The sequence below is a fragment of the Ochrobactrum sp. EDr1-4 genome (assembly GCF_049199085.1).
GTDB lineage: Bacteria > Pseudomonadota > Alphaproteobacteria > Rhizobiales > Rhizobiaceae > Brucella.
The window spans coordinates 1,168,404-1,195,243 of record NZ_JBLZOF010000001.1 but is presented as its reverse complement, the minus strand read 5'-3'; the positions used below and the strand labels follow the sequence as shown (position 1 = coordinate 1,195,243).

Below are 26,840 nucleotides of genomic sequence, written 5' to 3'. Positions count from 1 at the left end.
AATTCAATTAGTTTCCGAGTGCATCCTCGAGGAAAGCCTCAAGCTGCGCAAGGTGCTTCGACATCAGACCTGTTGCAGGCGACGCCGCTGCCGGACGACCGGTGTAGCGAACGCGCTGATGCTTGGCGTCGATATGTGCAAGTACCCATTCGAGATACGGATCGATGAACGACCACGCACCCATGTTCTTCGGCTCTTCCTGACACCAGACAATTTCTGCCTGACGGAAGCGCGACAGCTCATTGATGAGCGCCTTTGCCGGGAACGGATAAAGCTGTTCGACACGCAGAAGGTAGACATCGTCGATGCCACGCTTTTCGCGCTCTTCGTAAAGATCGTAATAGACCTTACCCGAGCAAAGAACCACGCGACGGATCTTGCCATCCTTCTGAAGCTTAATGCCAGCTTCGCCCTTGTTGTACTGTGCGTCATCCCAAAGCAGACGGTGGAACGATGAATCGCCCGACAGTTCGTTGAGGCTCGACACAGCACGCTTGTGGCGCAGCAGCGACTTTGGCGTCATCATGATCAGCGGCTTACGGAAGTCACGCTTCATCTGACGGCGTAGAATGTGGAAGTAGTTAGCCGGCGTGGTAACGTTTGCGACCTGCATGTTATCTTCAGCACACATCTGCAACCAGCGTTCCAGACGAGCAGACGAATGCTCAGGACCCTGGCCTTCATAGCCATGCGGCAGAAGGCAGACGAGACCCGACATACGCAGCCACTTGCGTTCACCCGAAGAGATGAACTGATCGAATACGACCTGCGCACCGTTGGCGAAATCGCCGAACTGGGCTTCCCAGAGAACCAGAGCGCGTGGATCGGACAGCGAATACCCATATTCGTAGCCGAGCACAGCTTCTTCCGAAAGCATCGAGTTGATAGCTTCGTAGATTGCCTGCCCCTTCTGAATATTGTTCAGCGGGATATAGCGGTTCTGGGTTTCCTGATCATAGAGAACCGTGTGGCGCTGCGAGAAGGTGCCGCGTTCCACGTCTTGACCGGACAGACGGATCGGGCTGCCTTCGGAAACCAGCGATCCGAATGCCAGCGATTCAGCAGTTGCCCAATCGATGCCTTCGCCAGTCTCCATCATCTTGGCGCGGTTATCGAGGAAGCGCTGGATCGTGCGATGGACGTTGAAATCCTTCGGCACTTCAACAAGCTTCTTGCCGATTTCCTTGAGCGTCTTGATCGGAACGCCGGTCTTGCCGCGACGCTGTTCGTCGGCATTGTCCGCCGTACGCAAACCGCTCCACGCACCGTCAAACCAGTCAGCCTTGTTCGGCTTGTAGCTCTGACCAGCTTCAAATTCCTGCTCAAGCTTTTCGCGCCAGTCAGCCTTCATCTTGTCGATGTCAGCCTGTGCAAGCAGACCTTCAGCCATCAGCTTGTCGCTGTAGAGCTGAACAGTGGTCTTGTGCGCGCGGATTTCCTTGTACATCAATGGCTGTGTAAATGAAGGTTCGTCACCTTCATTATGGCCGAAGCGGCGATAGCAGAACATGTCGATCACCACAGGCTTGTGGAAGATCATACGGAATTCCATCGCAACCTTAGCCGCAAAAACAACCGCTTCCGGATCGTCACCATTGACGTGGAAGATCGGCGCTTCGATCATCTTCGCCACATCCGATGGATAAGGCGATGAACGTGAGAAGGCCGGATTGGTGGTGAAACCGATCTGGTTGTTGATGATGAAGTGCAGGGTACCGCCGACCCGGTGGCCTTTCAGACCCGAGAGACCAAGACACTCGGCAACAACACCCTGACCTGCGAAAGCTGCATCGCCGTGCAACAACAGCGGCAGAACTTTCGCGCGTTCAGTCAGTGGCACCATGTCGTCGCGGGTACGGCCCACAAGCAGATCCTGCTTGGCGCGTGCCTTGCCCATGACAACCGGATTGACGATTTCAAGATGCGACGGGTTTGCGGTCAGCGAAAGGTGAACCTTGTTGCCATCGAACTCGCGGTCCGACGATGCACCAAGATGGTACTTCACGTCGCCCGAACCTTCCACATCGTCAGGCGCATAAGAGCCGCCCTTGAACTCGTGGAAGATCGCGCGATGCGGCTTGCCCATAACCTGTGAAAGCACGTTCAGACGACCACGGTGCGCCATGCCGAGCACGACTTCCTTGAGGCCCATCTGACCGCCACGCTTGACGATCTGCTCCAGCGCCGGGATCAGCGATTCACCGCCATCAAGACCGAAACGCTTGGTGCCCTTGTACTTCACATCGATGAACTGCTCAAAGCCTTCGGCTTCGATCAGCTTCGATAGAATAGCTTTCTTGCCTTCAGCAGTGAAAGCATAGGCTTTATCTGGGCCTTCGATGCGTTCCTGAATCCATGCCTTTTCGATCGGATCGGAAATATGCATGAATTCAACGCCAACATTGCCGCAATAAGTGCGCTTGAGAATTTCAAGCATCTGCGGAACAGTCGCGTATTCAAGACCCAGAACATTGTCGATGAAGATCTTGCGATCATAATCGGCAGGCGTGAAGCCATAGGTCGATGCATCGAGTTCGCTAAAATCATTTGGCTTTTCAGCAAGACCAAGCGGATCGAGATTAGCATGCAGATGACCACGCATACGATAGGCGCGGATCATCATGATGGCGCGAACGCTATCGCGTGCAGCCTGTGCAATCTCTTCTGATGTCAATGTTGCAGCAGAAGCCTTGGCATCGCCCTTTGCAGCCTTGCCCTTAAGCTTGTCCGTGACATGCTTTTCGACTTCGGCCCAGTTGCCGTCAAGTGCGGAAATCAGCTCGCCATTGGCAGGAATTGGCCAATTCTTGCGCGTCCAGGATGCGCCCTGTGCGTTCTTACGCACATCGTCGGCATCGTCTTTCAGCTCTGCAAAGAAATCGCGCCATTCCTGATCAACCGATGTGGGATCATCCTCGTATTTGGCATAGAGCTCCTCAATATAGTCGGCATTGCCGCCATAGAGAAACGAGGTAAGGGCGAAAACGTCATTGGCTTGTTCTTGCCTTGCCATAACCTAATCCGGAGCCTCCGCTCCGTCTCCTTATAGTAGCTCATCATGCGCGGGCCGGAAGCTTTTGACCTTCATCCCTCACGCCGCCGGGGAGGAACCACAACAGACCCCGGCATAACTCGTTTACAAATCAGTCTCTGCGGGAGAATGATGGCCAAAGCCTGACATTCTCTTAAACCAACCGCATTCAGTATTTTTGCGCGCATCTTATCCAAAAACCGCTTCACACTTTTTGGGATGCGCTTGTCCCGGCAGCAACTTTCGCCGCTGCCGGATCATTTCAATCAACGACGCAGTCTCAGCCCTTGAGGACTTCAACCAGCGTCTTGCCGAGCTGTGCTGGCGAAGGAGACACGCGAATGCCAGCCGATTCCATGGCTGCAATCTTGTCTTCTGCGCCGCCCTTGCCACCCGAGATCACAGCGCCTGCATGGCCCATGGTGCGTCCGGCAGGAGCAGTACGGCCAGCGATAAAGCCAACCATTGGCTTCGAGCGACCGCGCTTTGCTTCGTCCTTGATGAACTGCGCTGCATCTTCTTCAGCAGAGCCACCAATTTCACCGATCATGACAATCGACTTGGTTTCATCGTCTGCCAGGAACATTTCCAGCACGTCGATGAACTCAGTGCCCTTAACCGGATCACCGCCGATACCAACAGCAGTGGTCTGGCCGAGGCCTTCGTTCGAAGTCTGGAACACTGCTTCATAGGTAAGTGTGCCGGAGCGCGAAACAACACCCACAGAACCCTTCTTGAAGATATTGCCCGGCATAATGCCGATCTTGCATTCTTCAGGGGTCAGGATGCCTGGGCAGTTTGGTCCGAGCAGGCGCGACTTCGAGCGTTCGAGACGCTCCTTGACGCGAACCATGTCCATGACAGGAATGCCTTCGGTGATGCAAACAATGAAGCTGACTTCGGCTTCGATTGCTTCAATGATTGCAGCCGCAGCACCTGCTGGCGGAACGTAGATCACCGATGCGTCTGCACCTGTGCGTTCCTTAGCTTCTGCAACAGTTGCAAAAATTGGAAGCTGTTCGCCCTTGGAACCTTCCCAGGTTTCGCCACCCTTCTTAGGGTTGATACCGCCGACCATCTGCGTGCCGTAATAAGCAAGCGCCTGTTCGGTGTGGAAAGTTCCGGTCTTGCCGGTCAGGCCCTGTACGAGAACCTTGGTGTCCTTGTTAACGAGAATGGACATGCCTTAGTTTCCCTTCACTGCAGCGACGATTTTCTGCGCCGCATCGTCGAGATCGTCAGCCGAAATAACATTCAGGCCGCTCTCGTTGATGATCTTCTTGCCAAGTTCAACATTGGTGCCTTCAAGACGGACAACCAATGGAACCTTGAGGCCGACTTCCTTGACCGCAGCGATAACGCCTTCAGCGATCACGTCGCACTTCATGATACCACCGAAGATGTTGACCAGAATGCCCTGAACAGCTGGATCAGCGGTGATAATCTTAAACGCAGACGTTACTTTCTCCTTGGTAGCGCCGCCACCAACGTCGAGGAAGTTAGCTGGCTCAGCACCGTAAAGCTTGATGATGTCCATGGTTGCCATGGCAAGGCCAGCGCCGTTGACCATGCAGCCGATATTGCCATCAAGAGCGACGTAAGCGAGATCGTGCTTGGAAGCTTCGATTTCCTTTTCGTCTTCTTCCGACAGATCGCGCAGTTCCTGAATGTCAGGATGACGGAACAGTGCATTGCCGTCGAACGATACCTTGGCATCGAGAACGCGCACGCGGCCATCGGTCATGACGATCAGCGGGTTGATTTCCAGAAGGCTCATATCCTTATCGGTGTAAGCCTTGTAGAGGATCGGGAACAGCTTGAGAGCATCTTCACGTGCTGCACCTTCAAGCTTCAACGCGTCAGCGAGCTTGTTGGCGTCTTCATCGGTCACGCCCTTGGCAGGATCGATAGCAACGGTGATAATCTTCTCAGGTGTTTCTTCAGCAACAGCTTCAATGTCCATGCCGCCTTCGGTCGAAACGACGAAAGCAGGACGGCCAACGGTGCGGTCGATGAGGATCGAGAGATAAAGCTCACGCTCAATATCTGCGCCATCTTCGATGTAAAGACGGTTGACCTGCTTGCCAGCGTCGCCGGTCTGCTTGGTCACGAGCGTGTTGCCGAGCATTTCCTTGGCGTGGGAAACAACTTCTTCGATCGACTTTGCAAGGCGAACGCCGCCCTTTGCATCAGGACCGAGTTCCTTGAATTTGCCCTTGCCGCGTCCACCAGCATGGATCTGGCTCTTGACGACATAAAGCGGGCCTGGAAGCGTCTTTGCCCATTCTTCCGCCTGTTCGACGGAATAAACAGCCACACCATTGGCGATTGGTGCGCCATAAGTGTGGAGCAGGCGCTTGGCCTGATATTCGTGAATATTCATCTGGTTGTCCTCTGCGGATTAACAGCCGGAAAAGGCCGGAACGCTTTCAAGAGCGATCCGGCCTTGTCTGGAACTTATTTCAGTGACGGTGCGATACCGACGCAAGCTTCACAAAGACCGGCTACAGAATCGACCGACTTTTCGAACTCGGCCTTTTCGTCCTTATCGAGATCGATCTCGATAATACGTTCAACGCCATTGGCACCAATTACGGTTGGAACGCCGACATACATGTCTTTGACGCCATACTGGCCAGTCAGCTGTGCTGCCACTGGCAGAACGCGCTTCTTGTCCTTGAGGTAGGATTCAGCCATCTGAATGGCCGAAGCTGCCGGTGCGTAGAAAGCAGAACCGGTCTTGAGCAGGCCGACGATTTCTGCGCCGCCGTCACGGGTGCGCTGAATGATCTTGTCGAGCTTTTCCTGTGTGGTCCAGCCCATCTTGACGAGGTCTGGAAGCGGGATACCGGCAACAGTCGAATAACGAGCCAGCGGAACCATGCTGTCGCCGTGGCCGCCAAGCACGAATGCAGTGACGTCTTCAACCGACACGTTGAATTCTTCCGACAGGAAGTAGCGGAAACGGGCGCTATCGAGAACGCCAGCCATGCCGACAACCTTGTGTGCTGGCAGACCGGAGAACTTCTGCAAAGCCCAGACCATCGCATCAAGCGGGTTGGTGATGCAGATAACGAAAGCTTCAGGAGCGTATTTCTTGATGCCTGCGCCGACCTGTTCCATGACCTTCAGGTTAATACCCAGAAGATCATCGCGGCTCATGCCCGGCTTACGCGGCACGCCTGCGGTAACGATGACAACGTCCGAGCCTTCGATTGCGGCATAGTCGTTTGCACCGGTGAACTTCGCATCAAAACCGTCAACCGGTGAAGATTCTGCGATATCCAGTCCCTTACCCTGCGGAGTACCTTCCGCAATGTCGAAAAGGACGACGTCGCCGAGTTCCTTCAGACCAGCAAGATGAGCGAGCGTGCCGCCAATCATACCGGAGCCGATGAGGGCAATCTTGTTGCGTGCCATGTTGTTTCTTTCCTCAAGTTTGATCCAGAAACGCATGAAGCTATCCGGTTTCCTCCCGGAAAACGCGTCTGCGCTGCGAGGGTTCGATAGGACTCTTTCAAAAAAAACTCAACTCATTATTTTGCGACCAATGTTTTCAATCGGTTAGAATTATATGTTCTTACGTAAACGTAAGATATTTTAGCAAAATGAAGGCAATTGAGTCTCTTCGTCCGGCTGTTTTGCATCTCTTGAAACAAGACAGCGCGTCCGCAAATGATTTTTTGCTGGTGAGTTCAATCAACATGAAGACAACTGCATCCCACCCAAGCCGTGTCCCACCAACATAGCTCGCGGATGATATAAGTCGAGTCTGTGGCAGTTAGATGATGGTGAAGGGGCAATACGCCCGCATTTTACTGTGCTGCTTTTTCAGAAAATGCATCCAGATATTCAGCGCTCTGCATTTCAAACAGGCGCGATGCAGTGCGATCAAACTCGAAAGCTTCAACACCCTGCTTTGCCTGATAGAGCTTTTCAGGCTGCGCTTCGGCGGAAACAAAAAGCCGCGCGTGATGATCATAAAGAACGTCGATTAGCAGAATAAAGCGCTTGGCTTCATTGCGGCGGGAATGGTCAAGCACCGGCACATCATCGATGAACAGCGTCTGGTAGCGTGAAACAATGGCAATATAATCATTGGCTGCAAGCGGCTGTGCGCAAAGCTCGTCGAAAGTGAAGCGCGCGGCACCCGGCACAGCTTGACGCACGACGATATCGCGGCCCTTGATATGGACGACATCAGGCTTTTCTTGCTGCCCATCCTTATGGGCGGTCCATGCTGCATCCATGCGCTTGGTCGTCTCAGAATTAAGCGGCGTCAGATAAACCGGCTGACGATCAAGCTTTTCAAGACGATAATCGGTGCGTGAATCGAGATTGATCACATCGACATGCTTTTTGAGAATATCAACGAATGGCAGAAACAGCTGACGGTTCAGCCCATCGCGATAGAGATTGTCTGGCGCAACATTCGAGGTGGCAATCAGCACCACGCCGCGTTCAAACAAGGCGCTGAACAGGCGCGACAGGATCATCGCATCGGCAATATCAGTGACGGTGAATTCGTCGAAGCACAGCACCCATGCCTGTTGAGCAAGAGCCTCAGCCACCGGCGGTATCGGGTCTTCTTGCTTGGTTTCGCCGCGCTTCAAAGCCTGACGATGTGCATTAATGCGCTCATGCGCATCCGCCATAAAATCATTGAAATGCGCACGGCGCTTGCGTTCAATCGGCAAAAGCTGAAGGAACATATCCATCAGCATGGTCTTACCGCGGCCAACTTCACCGTGAACATAAAGTCCTTTGACTGTGGCAATTTCCTTGCGCTTACCAAACAGCCAGCCCAAAGCGCTCGATTTGCGCGACAGACGCTTGGTGCAAATCTCCTCAATGAGGCGGTCATAACGCTCAGTCAGCTCAAGCTGTGCGGGATCGGAATCAACCTCGCCTGCCCTTACCAGCGCATCATAATGCTCACGAACCGATGGGAACGCTTTCAGATTACCGTCGAAAGACATGATTGCTTGTCCAACCGCCTAATTGTAGAAAAGGCGGAGCGTCTCGCGACTGCTCCGCCTGTCTTTAACTCAATTGCCTGATCAGCGCGACAGCGAAACAGTCTGGCCGCTTGTGGTCTGGCCATCGAAGCGGCCCTGACCGGAAGAATAAAGTGTCGCGACCGTGCCACCATTGGCATCATAGAGCGAAAGCTGCTTGCCGCTGACAGCCCATGAAGCGAGGCTTCCCAGTTCACCCGGGCAGCGCAGCGGACCAGCGCGGAAACCCTGACCATATTTGGTCTGCGGCGTTGCAATCTTACACTGCTGACCGGCAAGTGAAGCATTCCACACACCAGCAACCTTGCCCGGTGTCAGATCAGGCGCTGATTCGGGCGGAAGGCTTGCAACCTGTGTGCCAGCTTCTGGCTGCGACATGTCCGTTGCTGGCGCGGTCGGGAACGAGGTTGGCGCATTCAGATTTCCAGACTGTACGGAACTTACAGGAGCAGAGCGCAGCGGTGCAGGTGGCGGCGGCGATACCGTATTGTCAAAGCCACCAACCCGGGAGCTCTGACAACCAGCCAGAATTGCGCCCGCTGCAGCAATGCTGAGCAAACTTGCTTTTGAAATTCCCATCTGGTTCTCCAATTCCGCCTTAAGTTCAGGCGTGTTCGTGGGGCTGACTATTCGGGGGAGCGCCCCTCGCACCGTCGAGTTTGAAAGCTCGAGCTAAAACAATATTGCACCGATAAAATGGCGATATGGTTAAAAAATCAACAGTGGGCTATGGCGAATTTATGCAAAATGAGCCGAAGAGGCTTGAAATAGCTTAGAAATTTTTGAAATGGCGCAGGAAGGACACAGTTTTTGAAGAAATTGCTATCAATAATGAATGTCATCAGAGGACGGTGCGGCCAATAGCGCGCCGGTACTGGCAATTTGTGGGCTTTTCCGCCATATAAGGCGCATCCCGAAAAGTGTGAAACGGTTTTCGGACTAAGATGCGGCTTAAAATAAATAAGTTGGAGCGCAGATCTGATCAAATCAGATCGAAACACGCTCCAGAACCTTTCCAGAATATACGGGATCCGGAACCATCAATGAGTAAGGCTATCTTCGCCAAAATGAACGGACTAGGCAACAAGATCATTGTTGCCGATATGCGCGGGCGCGGCGATCATATCGCACCGAGCGCTGCAATCCGTTTGGCCGGTGACGAAGCCACCTCATTCGATCAAATCATGGCGATCCATGATCCAAAAACCCCCGGCACCGATCATTATATCGAGATCATCAATTGTGATGGCACACAGGCGCAAGCTTGTGGCAACGGCACGCGCTGCGTTGTGCAGTGGCTTTCCAATGAAAGTGGCAAACAGGATTACATCTTCCAGACATTGGCAGGTATTCTGACCGCCAATGAACATGAAGACGGGTTGATCACGGTCGATATGGGTAAGCCGCATTTTGGCTGGAAGGAAATCCCCCTCGCCCATGAAGTCGCCGACACACGCGCCATCGATCTGTCTGCTGGCCCTGCCGATGCACCTGTTCTGCGATCGCCGTCGATTGCATCGATGGGCAACCCGCATGCGATCTTCTGGGTTGAAAACGACGTCTGGTCCTATGCGCTCGATCAATATGGGCCGGGGCTGGAACATGATCCGATCTTCCCGGAACGCGCCAATATCTCCATCGCTCAGGTCACATCGCGCGACAGCATGAACCTGCGCACATGGGAACGTGGTGCGGGCTTGACCCGCGCTTGCGGCTCTGCTGCCTGCGCTGCGGCTGTTTCAGGCGCACGCACGGGCCGCACCGAACGCAATGTCACCGTGAATGTCCCCGGTGGTCCGCTTAAAATCGAATGGCGCGAGGATGATCACGTCATGATGACCGGCCCTGCCGAATGGGAATTTGACGGCACATTTGATCCTGCAACCGGCGCATGGGAGTACGCCCCAAAGACCAGCCGGGGAGCTGCCTGATGGCTGTGGAAGTTGTAACCTTCGGATGCCGCCTCAACACCTATGAATCCGAGGTGATGAAACGCGAAGCCGATAGTGCTGGCCTTGGCGAACTCAAAGATGGCGCGATCATCTTCAACACCTGTGCCGTTACATCGGAAGCCGTGCGTCAGGCGCGTCAGGCGATCCGCAAAGCCCGCCGCGATAATCCGCAAGCCCGTATCATTGTGACGGGCTGTGCCGCGCAAACAGAATCGGCCAAATTCGAGGCCATGGATGAAGTTGACCTCATTCTCGGTAATGAGGAAAAGTTGAAATCCAACTCCTACCGCATGCTGCCAGATTTCGGCGTGAACCAGTTTGAAAAGGTCCGCGTCAACGACATTATGGAAGTGCGCGAAACCGCAAGCCATATGGTCGATGCCATTGAGGGCCGCGCCCGCGCATTCGTTCAGGTGCAAAATGGCTGCGATCATCGCTGCACCTTTTGCATTATCCCTTATGGTCGCGGCAATTCGCGCTCGGTGCCGATGGGTGGCGTGGTCGATCAGGTCAAACGCCTCGTCGATAATGGTTATGCCGAAGTGGTGCTGACAGGCGTGGACATGACCTCTTATGGTCCTGATCTGCCGGGAAGCTTACGCCTTGGCAAGCTGGTGAAAACCGTTCTCAGTCAGGTGCCGGATTTGCAGCGCCTGCGCCTGTCATCCATTGATTCCATCGAAGCCGACGAAGACCTGATGGAGAGCATCGCCAATGAAAAGCGTCTGATGCCACATCTGCATCTGTCGCTTCAGGCAGGTGACGACATGATTTTAAAGCGCATGAAGCGTCGCCATTTGCGCGATGATTCAATCCGCTTCTGCGAAGATGTACGCGCGCTTCGCCCCGACATCGTATTCGGTGCCGACATCATTGCTGGTTTCCCGACCGAAACCGAAGAGATGTTCGCAAACTCAATGAAGATCGTTGAGGAATGCGGGCTAACGCATTTGCACGTCTTTCCATACAGCGCACGCGAAGGCACACCGGCTGCGCGCATGCCACAGGTCAGGCGCGAAATCGTGAAGGAACGCGCCAAAAGGCTGCGTTCTGTCGGCGATCAGGCTTATGAAAAACACCTCACCTCTCTCAACGGCACCGCGCAGCGCCTGTTGATCGAGAAGGAAGGCATTGCCCGCACGGAAGGCTTTACGCTTGCCGCGGTGGATCAGGGTAATGCTGGCGAAATTATCGAACGAATTGTGACGGGGCATGACGGTGAAAAACTTCTCACCCGTCAGGCAGAGCACAAAGCGGCTTAGACAAGGCATCAAAATTCATGGCAATGGGTTTCATTAAGAAAATGTTCTCCTTCGGCAAGAAGGAGGTCGAGGAAAAGCCGGTCGAACAATCGGCTCCCGATGCTGTGGAAGCAGCGCTTCCGGAAGCCGTCGAAGTATCTGAAAAAGCTGAAATTCCTGCTGCCGAAGTGGTCGTCGCCGAACCTGAAGCACCTCAAGTCGTTCCAGAGCCAGAGCCGGTTGAAGAACCCGTCGCTGTGATCGAACATCCGGTTGCCGAGATCGAAATTCCGATTGAGCAGCCTCCCGTTATGGAACCAATCGTGGTGGAAACGCCAGCGCCGGAACCTGTTGTGAAGCCGGAGCCGGAAGTCGTTGTCGAACCCGAACAGCCGGAAATCGCGGAAGCTTCTGACGCTCCAGTCGTGGAAGTGGTTGAAGTCGCACCGCAGCCAGAGCCGGTTAAGCCTAAAAAGGTCAAGGTCGCAAAGGCCGTTGAAGAACATCAGGACGAAACGCCGGTTGAGGCTGCACCTGAGCCAAAGCTTTCGTGGTTCGAGCGTCTGCGTCGTGGTCTGCTGCGCTCTTCCAATTCACTAAGTGATTCCATCAGCGGCATTTTCACCAAGCGCAAGCTGGATGAAGACACGTTACAGGATTTGGAAGACGTGCTCATTCAGGCCGATCTCGGACTTGAAACCGCTATGCGCGTAACTGATGCGCTCTCGTCTGGCCGCTACGGCAAGGACGTGACCGGCGAAGAAGTCCGCAACATCATGAGCGCGGAAATCGAGAAAGTGCTTGGTCCGGTCGCAAAGCCGCTGGAACTTGATCTTTCGCATAAGCCGCATGTCATTCTGGTTGTCGGTGTTAACGGCACGGGCAAAACCACAACCATCGGCAAACTTGCCGCAAAACTGACCGCTGGCGGCCTTAAGGTCATGCTTGCAGCGGGCGATACATTCCGTGCCGCCGCCATTGAACAGCTTCATATTTGGGGTGAGCGCACCGGCTCGCCGGTTGTTTCGAGCAAGCTCGGAGCGGACGCGGCAGGTCTCGCCTATGACGCATGGCAGCAGGCAAAAGACGCGGGCAGCGACGTTCTCATCATCGATACGGCTGGCCGTTTGCAGAACAAAGCCGAGCTTATGGATGAACTTGCAAAGATCGTTCGCGTTCTTGGCAAGCATGATCCGGAAGCGCCGCATACCGTTCTGCAAACGCTAGATGCCACTACCGGCCAGAATGCGCTCAATCAGGTTGAGATTTTCAAGAATATCGCTGGCGTCAACGGCCTTGTCATGACCAAACTGGACGGCACGGCACGCGGCGGCATTCTGGTGGCGATTTCGGCCAAACACAAACTACCGATCTATTTCATTGGCGTCGGCGAAGGTGTCGACGATCTGGAACCCTTTGCGGCCAATGATTTTGCCCGCGCTATCGCAGGAACAGCCTGATGCAACACCCGGTTTTTGAGCGCGATCCTTCACAAAAGACCGAAGCCGAACGCAAGGAAATCGCACCGCTGCTCAAGCTTGCGCTGGAACTCGGACCGCTGCTGGTTTTCTTTTTCGCCAATGCACGCGGCGAAAATCTGATCGAGAGCTTTCCAATACTCGCCAAGATCGGTGAACCGATCTTTCTGGCAACAGCGCTCTTCATGGTTGCGACGGTTATCGCGCTTGCGGTTTCATGGTCGCTGACACGCACGTTGCCGATGATGCCGCTTATTTCCGGCATTGTGGTTCTGGTGTTTGGCGCGCTGACGCTCTGGCTGCACAATGACACCTTCATCAAGATGAAGCCGACCATCGTCAATACGCTGTTTGGTGCGATCCTGCTCGGCGGACTGTTCTTCGGCAAATCCCTGCTCGGCTATGTGTTTGATTCGGCTTTCAAGCTCGATGCCGAAGGCTGGCGGAAGCTCACTTTCCGCTGGGGGCTGTTCTTCATCTTCCTCGCGGTGGTGAATGAAGTGGTCTGGCGCAATTTTTCGACCGATGCCTGGGTTTCCTTCAAGGTCTGGGGCATCATGCCGATCACCGTTGTCTTCACACTTTTACAAATGCCGCTTATCCAGAAGCACACTTTGCCCGAAGCCCGTAAAGACTAAAAGTCATCAAGGAGGACGCCATGTCCCAAATCGACAAAAGGCTGGACATTGAACAATTCATCTGCCGCAGCGATAATTATGGCGTTCTCATCCACGATCCAGAAAGCGATCTGACGGCGGCAATTGATGCGCCCGACGCGGCAGCCGTTGAAAGCGCTCTCAAGCGCCGGGGCTGGACGCTCGATTTCATCTTTACAACGCATCATCACCTCGACCATGTAGAAGGCAATACAGCACTCAAGGCCAAGTTCGGCGTTAGCATCATCGGCCCAAAGGCTGAGGCCGATAAAATTCCGACACTCGACCGCACCGTGCAAGATGGCGACGAGTTCACCTTCGGACTTTTCAAGGTCAAAGTAATCTCCACACCCGGCCACACGGCAGGCGAGATTTCCTTCTACCTACCGGAAGCAAAAATAGTGTTCACTGGTGATACGCTTTTCGCGCTGGGCTGTGGACGGCTGCTGGAAGGCACACCCGGTACGATGTTCCAGTCGTTGCAAAAGCTTGTGGCGCTACCCGGCGACACACAAGTCTATTGCGGCCATGAATATACGCAAAGCAATGCGCGTTTTGCCCTCACCATCGATCCTGACAATTCGGCTTTAAAAGAGCGTTCAGCAGAGATTGCGCGGCTGCGTGCGGCTGATAAGATGACGCTACCCACCAGCATAGCGCTTGAAATGGCAACCAATCCGTTTCTGCGCTGGCACGATGCCCGCATTCGCACCCGTCTTGGGATGCAGAATGCAACTGATGAAGCTGTTTTTGCGGAAATCCGTAAGCGCAAGGATTTATTCTAGGATTCTATCATGACAAAGATTTTCCCAATTAAACGCTTCCAGACAGCAGCTCTTCTCGGCCTCTCGCTTGTGATCGTGCCGCAAACCGTCAAAACAGCTTTTGCGGAAGACATTCTCGCGATTGCGACACCTTTGCAAACACCAGCAGAAATCAACAATTTCAAGCTCAGCGAAGACCTGCTGGACCGTATGTTGAAAATCCATAACAAGCTTGAAGATATGCAGCTTTCACCGACCGCTGAAGAAGGTCTGGATGCGCGACCGTCGATGGATTCCATGGTCAAAAGCATTGAGTCGCGCCCACAGGTCGTGGAAGTGATGAAGGCGGAGAACATCGCACCCCGGGATTATCTGCTCGCCTATTTCGCGATGATGAGTGGGCTTGCAGCAGCGGATGCCGAAGAAGAAGACCAGCTTGTTGATGAAGTGAAACAAATCAATCCGGAGCATGTCACCTTTGCCAAGCAAAATGGTGATCGTATCCGCGAACTGATTGGCGAATAGGTTTTAAAAAACCGGCGAAGGAGACTTCGCCGGTTTTTCCTTTAAGACGGTTGCCGCAAAAGCCGCAGCGCATTGATCGTGACCAGAACGGTTGCGCCCGTATCAGCCAGAATGGCTGGCCAGAGGCCAGTAATACCCAGCACTGTCGTCACGAGAAACACAGCTTTCAGCCCAAGCGCGATTGCAATGTTCTGATGAATGTTGCGCATTGTCCGCTTGGAGAGATCGACCATTGCGGCCACATCGCCTACACGTCCGTGCAGCACGGCCGCGTCCGCCGTTTCCAGCGCAACATCAGTACCGCCACCCATGGCGATGCCAACATCAGCCGCTGCAAGTGCTGGCGCATCATTGATACCGTCGCCGACCTTTGCAACAATCTGACCTTCATTGCGGAACTCACCGACAATACGCTGTTTGTCTTCTGGCAGAAGTTCGGCACGCACCTCAATATCAAGATCCTTGCCGATGGCTTCTGCTGTGCGACGATTATCGCCGGTCAGCATAACAGTGCGAATACCGGCAGCTTTCAGCGTCTTTAGCCCTGCAATCGCATCGGCGCGAGGCTCATCGCGCATAGCGATAGCGCCCGCGATTTTGCCATCCGCCACCAGAACCGAAACCGTCTTGCCTTCATCGTTGCAGGCTGCAATGCGGGCAGCAAGTTCGTCCGGAATGGCAGAGATTTCATTGGCAGCTTTGCGCGAACCAAGAAACAGCTCAATCCCGTCTGCCGTACCCGACACGCCCTTGCCGCCATGTGCCTTGCCGGTCGAAACTGCCGAGATTTTCAGACCACGCGCATCCGATGCCGAAACAATCGCCAATGCCAGCGGATGACTGGAACCTGCATCGAGCGATGCAGAAAGACGCAGCACTTCATCTTCTGAAAGTGCGCCAGAGAGAACATCGGTCACTTGAGGCTTACCTTCGGTAAGCGTGCCGGTCTTGTCGAAACAAGCGGTCGTGATCTTTCCGATAGTCTCCAGAACCGCGCCACCCTTCAGCAATAGCCCGCGACGCGCACCAGATGATAGCGAAGCTGCAATGGCCGCAGGGGTCGAAATGACCAGCGCACAGGGGCAGCCAATCAGCAGAATAGCCAGCCCCTTGTAAATCCACTCGCCCCATTCAGCACCTGCCACAAGCGGCGGCAGAATGGCAACGAGAGCTGCAACCACCACCACACCCGGCGTATAATAGGTCGAGAAGCGATTGATGAAACGCTCTGTGGGTGCTTTGGCTTCCTGTGCTTCTTCAACAAGCCGAACAACACGCGCAATGGTGTTATCCTGTGCTACCGCCGTCACTTTCACACGCAGCACACCATCGCCATTGATCGTTCCGGCAAACACGCTGTCACCGACGGCTTTGCCAACCGGCGTGCTTTCGCCTGTCACCGGCGCTTCATCGATAGCACTTTCGCCAGAAATAATCTCGCCATCGGCAGGCATACGGTCGCCCGGACGCACGGCAATCACATCGCCAACTTTGAGTTCTTCCGCTGGCACTTCTTTCGTTGTGCCATTGCTTTCGAGAAAAGCGGTCTTCGGCACAAGGGCAGTCAGCGATTGAATACTGTCACGCGCTTTGCCAGCAGCCACACCTTCCAGCAATTCGCCAACCAGAAACAGGAATACGACAGCTGCCGCTTCTTCTGTCGCACCAATGATAACCGCGCCGATAGCAGCAATCGTCATCAGCATTTCTATGGAAAACGGCGTGCCATTAATCGCAGCCGAATAAGCGCGTTTTGCAATCGGTATCAAGCCGATCAGCATAGCTGCTGTGAACGCCCACAACGCAATCGGCGGATAAAGATGGCCCACAATATAAGCCAGCACCAGACCGCCACCACAGGCAAGCATCATCTGACCCTTGTCAGTTTGCCACCACCGCTTCGGCTTTGCGCGAGCGGTTGGCTTCGGTGTCGCATGAGCAGGTGATTGCGCGCTGGCCTTATAGCCCAGAGATGTAACCTTCGCAGCGATCTCATCAAGGCTGACTGAACCGTCATGATTGACGGTCATAGTACCATTGGTCACAGAAACCGAAACATCCTGTACGCCACCAACACGGCGCACAGCCGTATCGATCTTCGTCGCGCAGGACGCACAATCCATGCCTTCAATGCTAAAACGAAGACTATCAGCACTGGCTGCAATCGGCTTTGCTTCGGTTTCATCATGCTCATGATCATGGTCGTGATGATGGCCGCTACAGCCAGCATGATCATGGCTATGTTCATGATCGTGGTCGTGATGTTTTGTACGTTCGGTATGGCTCATCATCTGCCCCAGAAAATTGCCCAGAAATGGTCTGGCACGGCTTCTCTCTTGAATTCCCTGAAACAAGGTTTACATCCTCTAGTGACTAGAGGAGCAAGAGAAAAAATGATCACTAATGTTCCGATTGGCGAGGCATCAAAAGCCAGCGGTGTGAAAGTGCCAACCATTCGTTATTACGAGCAAATCGGGCTGCTGCCAGTGCCACCACGCACGGAAGGCAATCGCCGCCTTTATGACAATGCCGATATTCAGCGGCTGCTTTTCATCCGCCATGCGCGCGATTTGGGTTTTGAGGTCGATGCAATCCGCACGCTTTTGGACCTTCAGGACAACCCCGACCAGTCCTGCTCTGCGGCTGATTCTATTGCGCGCGCACGTCTGATCGATGTTGAACATCGCATCGCGAAACTGACATCATTGAAAACGGAGCTTTTGCGGATGCTCGACTGCACGGCACATGGCCGCATTGACCAGTGCCGGGTTATCGAAATTCTCGGCAATCACGACGAATGCCTGCATCCGAAGCATTGAAATTCAAACTTATTGCTGAATTTTCTCGAACCGCGTTGCTTCGATTTTCAGCGTTCCGAGCTGGGTACCAATGCGCGCCACCACCGGAGCATAGATGCCTGAATTGCCAAGCGAAGCAAACGAGATCGTGATCTTGCTGCGATTGGCAAGATAATCAATGGCCTTCTTGCCCTTTTGATAACCAGCAAGCGGCACAAATTTTGCCGAGCAAATCACCGATTCGCCGGTAAAGCCTTTGGTAGTGAAGGATTCGGTGCCGTTAAAACTCAAAATTATATCAGCGCGGGTCTGACCATCGAAAACGCGAAGTGTGCGGTTGCAGACGGCCTTCGGGTCTTTGGTCGGAATCATCAGCGCGCTGAGCGGATCACTGACATTAACAAGGTCCTGCGGGGTTATCTCCACCCATGGATCGCGTTTTTTGACTGGCGGCACATTCTCAGAAGAGGTCACATTTCCTCCAGAGAAGCGAATGGTCGTGCTCTTGTTCTTTCGCCCATGCTTATAAGCGAGATCAAAGGCGGACGGCGTCACCTTACTCTGGGTCGAACTGCCGCCCACATAAACAGTACCATCGGTATCATCAAAAATGCGAGCAATGCCGGAAGTCTTAAAGCGGCCATTAACGCCGTAATTGGCACCTTTAACCACCGTCTCAATCGCAGAGCGCGCAATAGAAAGCGCAAACATGGAAATATCGTATTCGGTCCGATAGAGATCATCTGCCTGAGCGGAACTCATCACCGACATGCTCGCAATCGTCAGTCCGGTAAGAAATGCAAGTCTTCGCTTGATGACCCGCTTGTTAACCGGTTGCTGGAAATACGATTGCATGATCATGCCAGACTTTCCTTTCGTCTTATCAGCGTCGCATCAATCCCCTCGCAAGAATGATGCCCGGCCACTCGACCCATGAACTTCACCTGTAACCGATTCTCTTTCTCGACAGATGCTGTGTCTTGCGTTTAAGCTTTCGACTATCAATAACTCAAAATCTGCGCCAGATTTCTAATTGATATGCTGTGTCGAACAGAAAAAGCTGGCAAAGTTATGATCGGATGGCATGGTCTGGGCTGAAAACTGCCGGAATTGCGCGCCTTTAGGTCACGCTGACGGAATCTATCTTGACTGTAATCGCTAGTCTCACTATAGAAACGCGACTTTCCCAATAGGCCGCCTGTCCGAGATCGCGCGCCAGCAGCAGAAATACTGCTATGATTGCGTTGAATTCGGACATTCGAGTCGGGGCCTGAGAAACAAAAATTTGAAGGTGAGACCAAAATGTCCCGCGCTTGTGAATTGACCGGCACCTCGGTCCAGTACGGCAACAATGTCAGCCACGCGAACAACCGTACGCGTCGCCGCTTCCTGCCGAACCTCTGCAATGTAACGCTTATGTCCGAAGTACTCGGCCAGAGCTACCGTCTTCGCGTTTCCGCTTCTGCTCTGCGTTCAGTTGAGCATCGCGGTGGCCTCGACGCTTTCCTCGCAAAGTCAGACGACAAAGAACTTTCGCAGCGCGCTCGCCTGCTGAAGCGTCAGATCGCGAAGAAGCAGGCTGAAGTTGCTGCATAAGCAATCAGCTTTTTAAGTTTTGACAAAAAAGGCTGACTTGCGTCAGCCTTTTTTACTGGTGACATCACCCAGGATAAAAAAATGTTTAATACAAGCCCTGCTTTGTCCCGGCTTTTGCCGGCCATATTGTGCATGTGCGCGGCTGTCGCCGCTTCCAATATCTTTGTGCAATATCCGTTTGAACATTTTGGCCTCGGCGAAATGCTCACTTACGGCGCTTTCACCTATCCTTTTGCCTTCCTCGTCAATGACCTGACAAATCGTCGCTTTGGCCCTGCTGCCGCGCGCAAAGTTGTCTATGCGGGTTTTGTGCTTGGCGTATTAATGTCGATCCGGCTGGCAACACCACGTATCGCTATTGCGTCCGGCTCGGCATTTCTGATTGCGCAATTGATGGACATTACGGTCTTCAATGGCCTACGCAAGAAGACATGGTGGAAAGCACCTTTTGCAGCAGCAATGTTCGGCTCGATTGTCGATACGGTATTGTTCTTCTCCATCGCCTTCGCTGCGCAATTTGCATGGCTCGATGCCATAACTGGCCTGCCCGACTCATCCCTGACCGATCCCGCCGCTTTCCTTGGCCTTGGAATGCCTCTCTGGGCTTCGCTGGCTATCGGTGACTTCTTTGTGAAGGTTGTGATGGGAACACTGATGCTTGTGCCTTACGGCGCCATTCTGGCGGTCTTTGCACCACGCCTTTATGCGCCGGATCGTGCGAAATAGATCTGCAATCACAATCCATTTATCTGAATAAAATTCAGTTTCCTCAGAGCGCGGTAAGCTTTATGTACCGCGCTCCGATAATTTTAATGATTAACTATCCTGAATAAATTATCGGACTCGGTTTCTATATTGTTTATAATTAGCAAAGGCTGTGTGGATTTATTTCGCCCTCGGCTTTTGTGCTTTTCTGAAGATATTTATATTTAGATAGAGGTTTATTAGATGTCCGATAATAAGGGAAAGCTGCCGCTCGTCATCATTACCGGCGCGAGTTCAGGTATTGGCGTCGCCACAGCGAAGATGTTTGCTGATCGTGGTCATCCACAGCTGCTGTTGGCACGTCGTCTCGACGCGATGGAAAAGCTCAATCTGCCAAACACATTGTGCAAGTCTGTCGATGTGACGGATCGCAAAGCGCTGCTTGCTGCCGTTCACGAAGCTGAAGCGAAATTTGGCCCTGCCGATGTGATCGTCAACAATGCCGGCGTCATGCTGCTGGGCGATGCAACCAAGCAGCACCCGGACGAATGGGACAAAATGCTTGAGGTCAACGTCAAGGGCTTGCTCAACGGCATTCATGCTGTCTCCGCTGGCATGGTCGCACGCAAGCGCGGCACCATTATAAACATCAGCTCGGTGGCTGGCCGCAAGACATTCGCCAATCACGTTGCTTATACGGCCACGAAATTCGCCGTCCACGGCCTTTCCGAAAATCTGCGCGAAGAACTCTCACCGCATGACGTGCGCGTTGTGACGATTGCGCCGGGAGCCGTTGAAACCGAACTTCTCAGCCACACCAATGATGCAAGCATCAAGGCTGGCTATGAGGACTGGAAGAAGAGCATGGGCGCGCCTGTGCTGGCAGCTGACGATGTTGCTCGCGCTATCCTCTATGCCTACGACCAGCCACAGGGCGTATGCATTCGCGAAATCGTGTTGGCAGCGACACGCCAGCAAGCATAAGAAAAGGGGGCTGAAACAGCCCCTTTTTTCGTTAGCGTTTACCGGCACGGCGTCCCCGCCCTGCCCCGCCTGCACCCTGTTCTTCAAACAGCGATGCGAGCTGCTCAGTCATCGCACCGGCAAGCTCCTCAGCATCCACAATGGTCACAGCGCGCTGATAATAGCGCGTCACATCATGGCCGATACCAATGGCAATCAGCTCAACCGGTGAGCGATTTTCGATCTCTTCGATCACCGCACGCAAATGACGTTCAAGATAATTGCCCGGATTAACCGAAAGCGTGGAATCATCGACCGGCGCACCGTCAGAAATCATCATCATGATCTTACGCTGTTCAGGACGTGCCAGCAGACGCTGATGCGCCCAGATCAGCGCTTCGCCGTCGATATTTTCCTTGAGCAGGCCTTCGCGCATCATCAGGCCGAGATTGTTGCGTGCACGGCGCCACGGCGCATCTGCGCGCTTATAAACGATATGGCGCAAATCATTCAGGCGACCCGGATTGGATGGTTTACCACGGCCAAGCCATGCCTCGCGTGATTGCCCGCCCTTCCAAGCCTTCGTGGTGAAGCCCAAAATTTCGACCTTCACGCCGCAACGCTCGAGCGTGCGTGCCAGAATATCGGCGCAAGTTGCCGCAACTGTAATTGGGCGACCGCGCATGGAGCCAGAATTATCAATGACCAGCGTCACAACCGTATCGCGGAAATCCGTATCACGCTCCATCTTATAGGAAAGCGGCTGCGTTGGGTCGATAACGATACGCACCAGACGCGCACTATCGAGATACCCCTCTTCCAGATCAAAGTCCCAAGAGCGGTTTTGCTGCGCCATCAGGCGACGCTGCAAACGGTTAGCAAGCCTGCCAACCACGCCTTGAAGATTGGCCAGTTGCTTGTCGAGAAAGCCACGCAGACGAGCAAGTTCCGCCTCATCACAAAGATCCGCGGCCTCAACCTCTTCATCAAATTCATGCGTGAAGACGTTGTAATCGACATGCTCGGCGAAATTGGCGAAAGGCTGGTTCTGACGGCGTGTGTCGCCCGGCGTTTCCGCGTCGACATCCTCGCTGTCATCCATATCATCGGAAGCGGCGTCAGTGGCTTCCATTTCGCCCTGTTCGCCTTCTTCACTGGAATTGTCCGATTCGTCGCTTTCAGCGGAATCAGAACCTTCCTGATTTTCCTCGCCGCCTTCTTCGTTTTCGTCCTGCTCCGGCGTCTGCTCGTTATCCTCGTCCTGCTCGTCGCTCTGCTGTTCCTGCGAAAGCTCCTCAGCCATATCCATCGAGGCCAGCATATCGCGCACGGTACGCGCAAAAGCCTGCTGGTCTTCGAGATTATCGCCAAGACGTGCGAGCTCAGGACCAGCCTTCTGCTCGATCCATTCGCGCCAGAGATCAAGCACAGGACCAGCTTCAGCGGGTGCTTTGCGTCCGGTCAGTTTTTCACGCAACAGTAGCGACACGGCTTCTTCAAGCGGTGCATCTTCTTTGTCAGTCACTGCGGAAAAATTGGCGCGGGCATATTTGTCAGCCAGCATTACTGAGAGATTTTCGGCAACACCTGCCATGGCGCGCGCACCGATAGATTCGACACGCGCCTGCTCAACCGCATCATAGATCGCACGCGCCTGCTTGCCTTCCGGCGCAAGGCTTGCATGAATACGGGCATTATGGCGAGCCTGACGCAGTGCCATGGAATCACCAAGGCCGCGTGTGACGGCAACATCATGGGCAGTCGGGCGTTTTGGCAGATCAGGCAGGCGGGCACGGTTTCCCGTCAGCGCTGGGCGATCATTGCTGAAAGCTACTTCCAGTTCGTTCTCACCGGAAATGGCGCGCATGGTAACGGTCATCGCCCGCTTGAACGGCTCCGAATCCACGGGTCCGTTTTTGCGCTCGCGCGAATTATCGCCAATTCCTGACTTCTGGCCCGACATCTGCCTATCCTGCCTTTGTATATAACGCTGCCGCTCTTAATGAGCGGCAGGCATCATCCAGTCTTATGCCAAAACGATATTGGCAGCCGATTCTGGAAGTTCCTCACCGAAAGCACGCTGATAGAACTCAGCCACAGTCTGGCGCTCAAGTTCATCGCACTTGTTGAGGAAGGTCAGGCGGAATGCAAAGCCGACATCGTTGAAGATCGCGGCATTTTCAGACCAGGTAATGACGGTACGCGGGCTCATCACGGTCGAAAGATCGCCATTGATGAAAGCCTGACGAGTCATGTCGGCAACGCGAACCATCTTATTGACGATCTCGCGACCTTCAGCATTCTGATAATGCTTAGCCTTGGCGAGAATGATGTTCACTTCATTGTCGTGCGGCAGATAATTCAGCGTCGTCACGATCGACCAGCGGTCCATCTGTGCCTGATTGATCTGCTGCGTGCCATGATAAAGGCCAGTCGTATCGCCAAGACCAACGGTGTTGGCGGTCGCAAACAGGCGGAACGCCGGATGCGGACGGATTACGCGGCTCTGATCGAGAAGCGTCAGACGGCCCGAGGTTTCCAGAACGCGCTGGATCACGAACATAACGTCCGGGCGACCGGCATCATATTCATCGAAAACCAGCGCAACATTGTGCTGATAGGCCCAAGGCAGAATGCCGTCTTTAAATTCGGTAACCTGCATCCCGTCCTTGACGACGATTGCATCTTTACCGACGAGATCGATACGGCTGACATGGCTGTCGAGATTGATACGGACACAAGGCCAGTTGAGGCGGGCTGCGACCTGTTCGATATGGGTCGATTTACCCGTACCGTGATAACCCGAAACCATCACGCGACGATTATAGGCAAATCCTGCGAGGATCGCGAGCGTCGTGGTGCGGTCAAAAATATAATCCGGGTCTTTTTCCGGCACATAGGAATCGCCTGCCGCATAGGCTGGCACACGCATGTCGGAATCAATTCCGAACACTTCGCGCACCGAAACCGTGGTATCCGGCAAATTGGCTATATCCCGCTCAACCTTGTTCATCATGCCTCCAGAGCGACAGGACTGTCCTGCCGCGACATTCAAATTCAATCAGGAGGCCGATTTCCGGCGAGCCGGATGGCGCCCCTTGAGTTCAGTTGCGGGCATCCGTAATCGCATCTGCACGTAAGCGCAGTAGATGAATGTCCGTCAGGGCAAAGAATGCCCTGATACTCGACTTCACAAAGCCCAGACAGGCTTTAGCAAAAACCTGCCGTCTTGAGCAATTGATAAGCCTGAATGACGTCGCGAAATCTTTCTTCAGACCCGCGGTCACCACCATTTGCATCGGGATGGTGTTGCTTCACAAGTTCTTTATAGCGCGACTTAATCATATCGCTAGTCGAATTCGCATCAAGACCCAGTGTAGCAAGCGCCTTTATTTCCAAAGTACGCGGTTTGCGCTGCACAGCTTTGGCTGTACCGGGATTGCTTTTCGCATCATTCACGAAGGCAAACGGATCGCGCATGCGGTTCTGATAGGCGGCAGAACCCGAACGCCGTTTCGCCATATCGGGCGACGTGCGTGTCGATGCTGTCGGATTGGAGGTCGTCGACCATGTCGGACGATTGCCGGTAATCGCATCCTTCTGGAATTTCGAAATATCGCCGTCGTTCAGACCGGAGAAATAATTGAAATTCTTATTATATTCGCGGACGTGATCCACGCAGAAATGCAGATACTCGCCCTCACGCTCACGCCCAACCGGTGCACGATGCGTACCAGGCTTGTCGCAACCATCCCATTGGCAGCAGGGACCACTGGACTTCTTTTCCGTTTCCTTCTTAGGACGGATACGGATGCTGTCGAAAAATTTTGAGTTCGTTGTCATCGAATCGGATTATGCGGAATAAGAGTGACGAAACAAGAATTGACTTTTCGTCCTGAATGGTTTTGGCCACAAGGTCAGGGCGAAAATTTAATGCAGATTACAATTCCTGTGCGGATTTGCCCCACCGATTGTCGCCGGGGCGACGTCTATATGAAGCACAGCGTCTATATGGGGAGAACTGGCCCAAATGTCCATTCACAATAGCAAACAATCTTCGATGGAAGCAAAACTGCAAGCAGCTTTTGCCCCCGAAAAACTTGAAATCATTAATGAAAGCCATCTCCATGCCGGCCATCATCACGAAGATCGTGGCGAACATGAGGTCTATGACGGCACCGGCGAAACACATTTTCGCGTGCGCATCGTGTCTGACGCTTTCACAGGCTTAAGCCGCATTGCGCGTCATCGCGCGATCAATGATCTGCTGAAAGATGAACTCAACACCGGCGTTCATGCCCTAGCACTTGAGCCTTCCGCACCCGGCGAAGCAACCCGCCGCTGATTTTACTTACGCTTGAGCCTTCAGCATCGGCCCAAAAATCGGAATCGATTTTTGGAAAGCACGATGCGTAGTTTTAATAATTTAGAGCGTCCTTTGTGCGTCCGATAGGGCGCACGGCGCTCTAAGCCATTTGCGCAGACGGCCTCGCGCATTGGCATAGGGCGAGGACGTATTGAACTGGATCATGCGCCCGAGCGTATATTTCTCATACCATTGAACACCATAAAGCTCTGCATCGGTGCGCACAGTAATCAATGCGACCAGCGCATTCTTCGCGCTTTCAAAGCGTGACAGAAGCTCGGCAAACGGCACATCTTCATAATCGCTATAAAACTTGGCTGCGAGCGCACCAAGTTCATTCCATTTGAAACCCGTTTCCGGGAAATCAACAGCAAGCCCCTGATCCTTGCGCTCGCACCATTTCAGCACCAGCTCGTTCCAGCCAACCAAATAGGCAACCAGATCATGCACGCTCATCAGCGTGCCTTTGGCATGGCCTTCCATGGTTTTGAGCGCGTATTGTTCAGGCGACACCCGACGCAGATCAAGCGCCAGCCGTGCATAATTGGTTTCAATCGCCGCAAGCAATTCCTGTTTGTTTGCGGGAACAGCCATCAGGCGATCAGCCGTTCTTTAAGAAACTCAAGCACTGCCACTGGCGGCACATCCTTAGCAATGAATGACTGGCCTATGCCGCGTGTCAGAATGAATGTCAGCGCCCCGCGGGAGACTTTTTTGTCTTGTGCAATGTAGTCCATCAGCTTTTCAGCGTCCGGCAGACCACCCGGCACATCATTTAGCGATGTCGGCAGACCAACAGTCTTCAGATGCGCCTCGACGCGTTCCGCGTCTTCAATGCCGCAAAGATTCATCTTCACCGAAAAACGATGCGCAAGCGCCATACCAATCGCAACGCCTTCGCCATGCACCAGACGGCTTGAATCATATCCGGTCGCTGTTTCCAGCGCATGGCCAAATGTATGACCGAGATTTAGCAGCGCACGATCACCATTTTCATGCTCATCGCGTGCGACGACTGCGGCCTTTGAGCGGCATGATTCAGCAATGGCTTGTGTACGTTCTGCACCGCCTGCAAAAACCGCTTCCCAGTTTTTCTCAAGCCATGCAAAGAAATCCGGGCGATCAATCAGACCGTATTTTGCGACTTCGGCATAGCCTGCACGGAATTCGCGCGGGCTTAACGTGTCGAGCACATCGGTATCCGCCAGCACCAGCTGCGGCTGATAGAAAACGCCAACGAGGTTCTTGCCATATTGTGTGTTGATGCCGGTCTTGCCGCCAACGGACGAATCCACTTGCGCCAGCAGCGAGGTTGGCATCTGCACGAAATTCATGCCGCGACGCACGATCCCAGCAACAAAGCCCGACAAATCGCCGACTACGCCGCCGCCAAAAGCAACCACCGCGTCACCACGCTCAAGACGCGCTGCAAGCACGGCATTGGTGACACTTTCAAGCACGGAAAACGACTTCGACTTCTCGCCCGGAGCAACGATAACCGGCGTTGATTCGATACCAGCGCGGGCAAAACTCTCTGTGAGTGCTTCAAGATGCGCTTTGGCGACATTCTCATCGGTGACGATTGCTACACGAATGCCCGGCAGACGCTTGGCAACTTCTTCGCCAGCGCGTGCAACCAGCCCCTTGCCGATCAGGATTTCATAAGATCGGTCCCCCAGCGAAACCGGAACTGTTACACTGTCGGTACTCAAAGGGGCATTCATTTAAATCGTCTCCTAAATCAGTA

25 protein-coding genes are annotated in these 26,840 nt (G+C 53.7%); 11 read left to right on the top strand and 14 right to left on the bottom strand.

From position 1 onward, the window contains the following. Positions 1-7 precede the first annotated feature (7 nt). From ACOZHT_RS05865 to ACOZHT_RS05840, 6 genes are all read right to left on the bottom strand, one after another. A complete protein-coding gene (locus tag ACOZHT_RS05865; RefSeq protein ID WP_339509031.1) occupies positions 8-3,013 on the bottom strand; it encodes a 2-oxoglutarate dehydrogenase E1 component in 3,006 nt (1,001 codons plus the stop codon). A gap of 298 nt (positions 3,014-3,311) precedes the next feature. Next, on the bottom strand, positions 3,312-4,214 hold the full coding sequence (gene sucD / locus ACOZHT_RS05860) for a succinate--CoA ligase subunit alpha (RefSeq protein WP_339509032.1): 903 nt from the start codon (positions 4,212-4,214) through the stop codon (positions 3,312-3,314). Between the two features lie 3 nt (positions 4,215-4,217). Next, positions 4,218-5,414 carry an ADP-forming succinate--CoA ligase subunit beta gene (gene sucC, locus ACOZHT_RS05855; protein WP_421565372.1) on the bottom strand — a complete coding sequence of 399 codons (1,197 nt, stop codon included), beginning with the start codon at positions 5,412-5,414 and terminating at the stop codon, positions 4,218-4,220. A 74-nt stretch (positions 5,415-5,488) separates the two neighbouring features. After that, positions 5,489-6,451: a malate dehydrogenase gene (gene mdh / locus ACOZHT_RS05850; protein WP_421565371.1), complete on the bottom strand. Its 963-nt coding sequence runs from the start codon at positions 6,449-6,451 to the stop codon at positions 5,489-5,491. A gap of 395 nt (positions 6,452-6,846) precedes the next feature. Continuing rightward, on the bottom strand, positions 6,847-8,010 hold the full coding sequence (gene zapE, locus ACOZHT_RS05845) for a cell division protein ZapE (RefSeq protein ID WP_421565370.1): 1,164 nt from the start codon (positions 8,008-8,010) through the stop codon (positions 6,847-6,849). 81 nt (positions 8,011-8,091) lie between these two features. Then, positions 8,092-8,628, bottom strand: a complete 537-nt coding sequence (locus tag ACOZHT_RS05840) for a protease inhibitor Inh/omp19 family protein (protein ID WP_339509036.1) — start codon at positions 8,626-8,628, stop codon at positions 8,092-8,094. A gap of 464 nt (positions 8,629-9,092) precedes the next feature. On the opposite strand from ACOZHT_RS05840, the gene dapF reads away from it, so the two are divergent. The 6 genes from dapF to ACOZHT_RS05810 are packed head-to-tail and all read left to right on the top strand — an operon-like array spanning position 9,093 to position 14,665. Further along, positions 9,093-9,980 carry a diaminopimelate epimerase gene (gene dapF, locus ACOZHT_RS05835; RefSeq protein ID WP_421565369.1) on the top strand — a complete coding sequence of 296 codons (888 nt, stop codon included), beginning with the start codon at positions 9,093-9,095 and terminating at the stop codon, positions 9,978-9,980. Further along, positions 9,980-11,263 (top strand): tRNA (N(6)-L-threonylcarbamoyladenosine(37)-C(2))-methylthiotransferase MtaB, encoded by a 1,284-nt coding sequence (gene mtaB / locus ACOZHT_RS05830; RefSeq protein WP_421565368.1) that lies wholly within the window; start codon positions 9,980-9,982, stop codon positions 11,261-11,263. Before dapF ends, mtaB begins: the two co-directional genes overlap by 1 nt. 17 nt (positions 11,264-11,280) lie before the next feature. Continuing rightward, the gene (ftsY, locus tag ACOZHT_RS05825) at positions 11,281-12,702 is read left to right on the top strand and encodes a signal recognition particle-docking protein FtsY (protein WP_339509039.1); all 1,422 of its coding nucleotides are present in this window, start codon (positions 11,281-11,283) and stop codon (positions 12,700-12,702) included. Further along, positions 12,702-13,358, top strand: a complete 657-nt coding sequence (locus tag ACOZHT_RS05820; RefSeq protein ID WP_339509040.1) for a septation protein A — start codon at positions 12,702-12,704, stop codon at positions 13,356-13,358. The genes ftsY and ACOZHT_RS05820 overlap by 1 nt, the downstream gene beginning before the upstream one ends. A gap of 20 nt (positions 13,359-13,378) precedes the next feature. Further along, complete coding sequence (gene gloB, locus ACOZHT_RS05815; RefSeq protein WP_339509041.1) at positions 13,379-14,161, top strand: hydroxyacylglutathione hydrolase; 783 nt, start codon at positions 13,379-13,381, stop codon at positions 14,159-14,161. 9 nt (positions 14,162-14,170) lie between these two features. Next, positions 14,171-14,665: a hypothetical protein gene (locus ACOZHT_RS05810; RefSeq protein WP_339509042.1), complete on the top strand. Its 495-nt coding sequence runs from the start codon at positions 14,171-14,173 to the stop codon at positions 14,663-14,665. Positions 14,666-14,706: 41 nt separating this feature from the next. On the opposite strand, the gene ACOZHT_RS05805 is transcribed toward ACOZHT_RS05810, so the two are convergent. Next, positions 14,707-16,953, bottom strand: coding sequence for a heavy metal translocating P-type ATPase (locus ACOZHT_RS05805; RefSeq protein ID WP_421565367.1), 2,247 nt, complete (start codon positions 16,951-16,953; stop codon positions 14,707-14,709). A 108-nt stretch (positions 16,954-17,061) separates the two neighbouring features. Here ACOZHT_RS05805 and ACOZHT_RS05800 point away from each other — a divergent pair, with 108 nt between their 5' ends. Then, the gene (locus ACOZHT_RS05800; RefSeq protein WP_339509505.1) at positions 17,062-17,484 is read left to right on the top strand and encodes a helix-turn-helix domain-containing protein; all 423 of its coding nucleotides are present in this window, start codon (positions 17,062-17,064) and stop codon (positions 17,482-17,484) included. A gap of 9 nt (positions 17,485-17,493) precedes the next feature. Here the strand turns inward: ACOZHT_RS05800 and ACOZHT_RS05795 are convergent, their stop codons facing one another. Both ACOZHT_RS05795 and ACOZHT_RS05790 read right to left on the bottom strand, forming a co-directional pair. Beyond that, on the bottom strand, positions 17,494-18,318 hold the full coding sequence (locus tag ACOZHT_RS05795; protein WP_421565399.1) for a DUF3108 domain-containing protein: 825 nt from the start codon (positions 18,316-18,318) through the stop codon (positions 17,494-17,496). A 265-nt stretch (positions 18,319-18,583) separates the two neighbouring features. Beyond that, on the bottom strand, positions 18,584-18,721 hold the full coding sequence (locus tag ACOZHT_RS05790) for a hypothetical protein (RefSeq protein ID WP_339509045.1): 138 nt from the start codon (positions 18,719-18,721) through the stop codon (positions 18,584-18,586). Between the two features lie 44 nt (positions 18,722-18,765). Here ACOZHT_RS05790 and rpmB point away from each other — a divergent pair, with 44 nt between their 5' ends. The 3 genes from rpmB to ACOZHT_RS05775 all read left to right on the top strand — a co-directional run bounded on the left by rpmB (position 18,766) and on the right by ACOZHT_RS05775 (position 20,748). Beyond that, entirely contained in the window at positions 18,766-19,059 is a 294-nt protein-coding gene (gene rpmB, locus ACOZHT_RS05785; RefSeq protein WP_094578447.1) for a 50S ribosomal protein L28, read from the top strand. A gap of 81 nt (positions 19,060-19,140) precedes the next feature. Then, positions 19,141-19,785 (top strand): VUT family protein, encoded by a 645-nt coding sequence (locus ACOZHT_RS05780; RefSeq protein WP_421565366.1) that lies wholly within the window; start codon positions 19,141-19,143, stop codon positions 19,783-19,785. A 222-nt stretch (positions 19,786-20,007) separates the two neighbouring features. Then, positions 20,008-20,748 carry an SDR family oxidoreductase gene (locus ACOZHT_RS05775; protein WP_339509047.1) on the top strand — a complete coding sequence of 247 codons (741 nt, stop codon included), beginning with the start codon at positions 20,008-20,010 and terminating at the stop codon, positions 20,746-20,748. A gap of 31 nt (positions 20,749-20,779) precedes the next feature. On the opposite strand, the gene cobT is transcribed toward ACOZHT_RS05775, so the two are convergent. From cobT to ACOZHT_RS05760, 3 genes are all read right to left on the bottom strand, one after another. Then, positions 20,780-22,690, bottom strand: a complete 1,911-nt coding sequence (gene cobT, locus ACOZHT_RS05770; protein WP_339509048.1) for a cobaltochelatase subunit CobT — start codon at positions 22,688-22,690, stop codon at positions 20,780-20,782. A gap of 63 nt (positions 22,691-22,753) precedes the next feature. Next, entirely contained in the window at positions 22,754-23,740 is a 987-nt protein-coding gene (gene cobS / locus ACOZHT_RS05765) for a cobaltochelatase subunit CobS (RefSeq protein WP_094505818.1), read from the bottom strand. Between the two features lie 197 nt (positions 23,741-23,937). Beyond that, positions 23,938-24,570 carry a J domain-containing protein gene (locus tag ACOZHT_RS05760; protein ID WP_339509049.1) on the bottom strand — a complete coding sequence of 211 codons (633 nt, stop codon included), beginning with the start codon at positions 24,568-24,570 and terminating at the stop codon, positions 23,938-23,940. Between the two features lie 187 nt (positions 24,571-24,757). Here ACOZHT_RS05760 and ACOZHT_RS05755 point away from each other — a divergent pair, with 187 nt between their 5' ends. Beyond that, positions 24,758-25,072 (top strand): BolA family protein, encoded by a 315-nt coding sequence (locus ACOZHT_RS05755; protein ID WP_339509050.1) that lies wholly within the window; start codon positions 24,758-24,760, stop codon positions 25,070-25,072. Between the two features lie 81 nt (positions 25,073-25,153). Here ACOZHT_RS05755 and ACOZHT_RS05750 read toward each other — a convergent pair whose 3' ends face one another. After that, positions 25,154-25,687: a ClbS/DfsB family four-helix bundle protein gene (locus tag ACOZHT_RS05750; RefSeq protein WP_339509051.1), complete on the bottom strand. Its 534-nt coding sequence runs from the start codon at positions 25,685-25,687 to the stop codon at positions 25,154-25,156. Next, positions 25,687-26,817, bottom strand: a complete 1,131-nt coding sequence (aroB, locus tag ACOZHT_RS05745; protein ID WP_339509052.1) for a 3-dehydroquinate synthase — start codon at positions 26,815-26,817, stop codon at positions 25,687-25,689. Before aroB ends, ACOZHT_RS05750 begins: the two co-directional genes overlap by 1 nt. Positions 26,818-26,840 lie beyond the last annotated feature (23 nt).

What these genes read in the sequence shown, in the direction of transcription:
- ACOZHT_RS05750 (WP_339509051.1), bottom strand. Translation starts at nt 25,687, where the DNA reads ATGGCTGTTCCCGCAAACAAACAGGAATTGCTTGCGGCGATTGAAACC.
- rpmB (WP_094578447.1), top strand. Translation starts at nt 18,766, where the DNA reads ATGTCCCGCGCTTGTGAATTGACCGGCACCTCGGTCCAGTACGGCAAC.
- ACOZHT_RS05755 (WP_339509050.1), top strand. Translation starts at nt 24,758, where the DNA reads ATGTCCATTCACAATAGCAAACAATCTTCGATGGAAGCAAAACTGCAA.
- ftsY (WP_339509039.1), top strand. Translation starts at nt 11,281, where the DNA reads ATGGCAATGGGTTTCATTAAGAAAATGTTCTCCTTCGGCAAGAAGGAG.
- ACOZHT_RS05760 (WP_339509049.1), bottom strand. Translation starts at nt 24,570, where the DNA reads ATGACAACGAACTCAAAATTTTTCGACAGCATCCGTATCCGTCCTAAG.
- ACOZHT_RS05795 (WP_421565399.1), bottom strand. Translation starts at nt 18,318, where the DNA reads ATGCAATCGTATTTCCAGCAACCGGTTAACAAGCGGGTCATCAAGCGA.
- zapE (WP_421565370.1), bottom strand. Translation starts at nt 8,010, where the DNA reads ATGTCTTTCGACGGTAATCTGAAAGCGTTCCCATCGGTTCGTGAGCAT.
- ACOZHT_RS05820 (WP_339509040.1), top strand. Translation starts at nt 12,702, where the DNA reads ATGCAACACCCGGTTTTTGAGCGCGATCCTTCACAAAAGACCGAAGCC.
- gloB (WP_339509041.1), top strand. Translation starts at nt 13,379, where the DNA reads ATGTCCCAAATCGACAAAAGGCTGGACATTGAACAATTCATCTGCCGC.
- ACOZHT_RS05790 (WP_339509045.1), bottom strand. Translation starts at nt 18,721, where the DNA reads ATGTCCGAATTCAACGCAATCATAGCAGTATTTCTGCTGCTGGCGCGC.
- sucD (WP_339509032.1), bottom strand. Translation starts at nt 4,214, where the DNA reads ATGTCCATTCTCGTTAACAAGGACACCAAGGTTCTCGTACAGGGCCTG.
- ACOZHT_RS05810 (WP_339509042.1), top strand. Translation starts at nt 14,171, where the DNA reads ATGACAAAGATTTTCCCAATTAAACGCTTCCAGACAGCAGCTCTTCTC.
- mdh (WP_421565371.1), bottom strand. Translation starts at nt 6,451, where the DNA reads ATGGCACGCAACAAGATTGCCCTCATCGGCTCCGGTATGATTGGCGGC.
- ACOZHT_RS05805 (WP_421565367.1), bottom strand. Translation starts at nt 16,953, where the DNA reads ATGAGCCATACCGAACGTACAAAACATCACGACCACGATCATGAACAT.
- aroB (WP_339509052.1), bottom strand. Translation starts at nt 26,817, where the DNA reads ATGAATGCCCCTTTGAGTACCGACAGTGTAACAGTTCCGGTTTCGCTG.
- ACOZHT_RS05780 (WP_421565366.1), top strand. Translation starts at nt 19,141, where the DNA reads ATGTTTAATACAAGCCCTGCTTTGTCCCGGCTTTTGCCGGCCATATTG.
- ACOZHT_RS05840 (WP_339509036.1), bottom strand. Translation starts at nt 8,628, where the DNA reads ATGGGAATTTCAAAAGCAAGTTTGCTCAGCATTGCTGCAGCGGGCGCA.
- mtaB (WP_421565368.1), top strand. Translation starts at nt 9,980, where the DNA reads ATGGCTGTGGAAGTTGTAACCTTCGGATGCCGCCTCAACACCTATGAA.
- cobS (WP_094505818.1), bottom strand. Translation starts at nt 23,740, where the DNA reads ATGAACAAGGTTGAGCGGGATATAGCCAATTTGCCGGATACCACGGTT.
- ACOZHT_RS05775 (WP_339509047.1), top strand. Translation starts at nt 20,008, where the DNA reads ATGTCCGATAATAAGGGAAAGCTGCCGCTCGTCATCATTACCGGCGCG.
- ACOZHT_RS05865 (WP_339509031.1), bottom strand. Translation starts at nt 3,013, where the DNA reads ATGGCAAGGCAAGAACAAGCCAATGACGTTTTCGCCCTTACCTCGTTT.
- dapF (WP_421565369.1), top strand. Translation starts at nt 9,093, where the DNA reads ATGAGTAAGGCTATCTTCGCCAAAATGAACGGACTAGGCAACAAGATC.
- cobT (WP_339509048.1), bottom strand. Translation starts at nt 22,690, where the DNA reads ATGTCGGGCCAGAAGTCAGGAATTGGCGATAATTCGCGCGAGCGCAAA.
- sucC (WP_421565372.1), bottom strand. Translation starts at nt 5,414, where the DNA reads ATGAATATTCACGAATATCAGGCCAAGCGCCTGCTCCACACTTATGGC.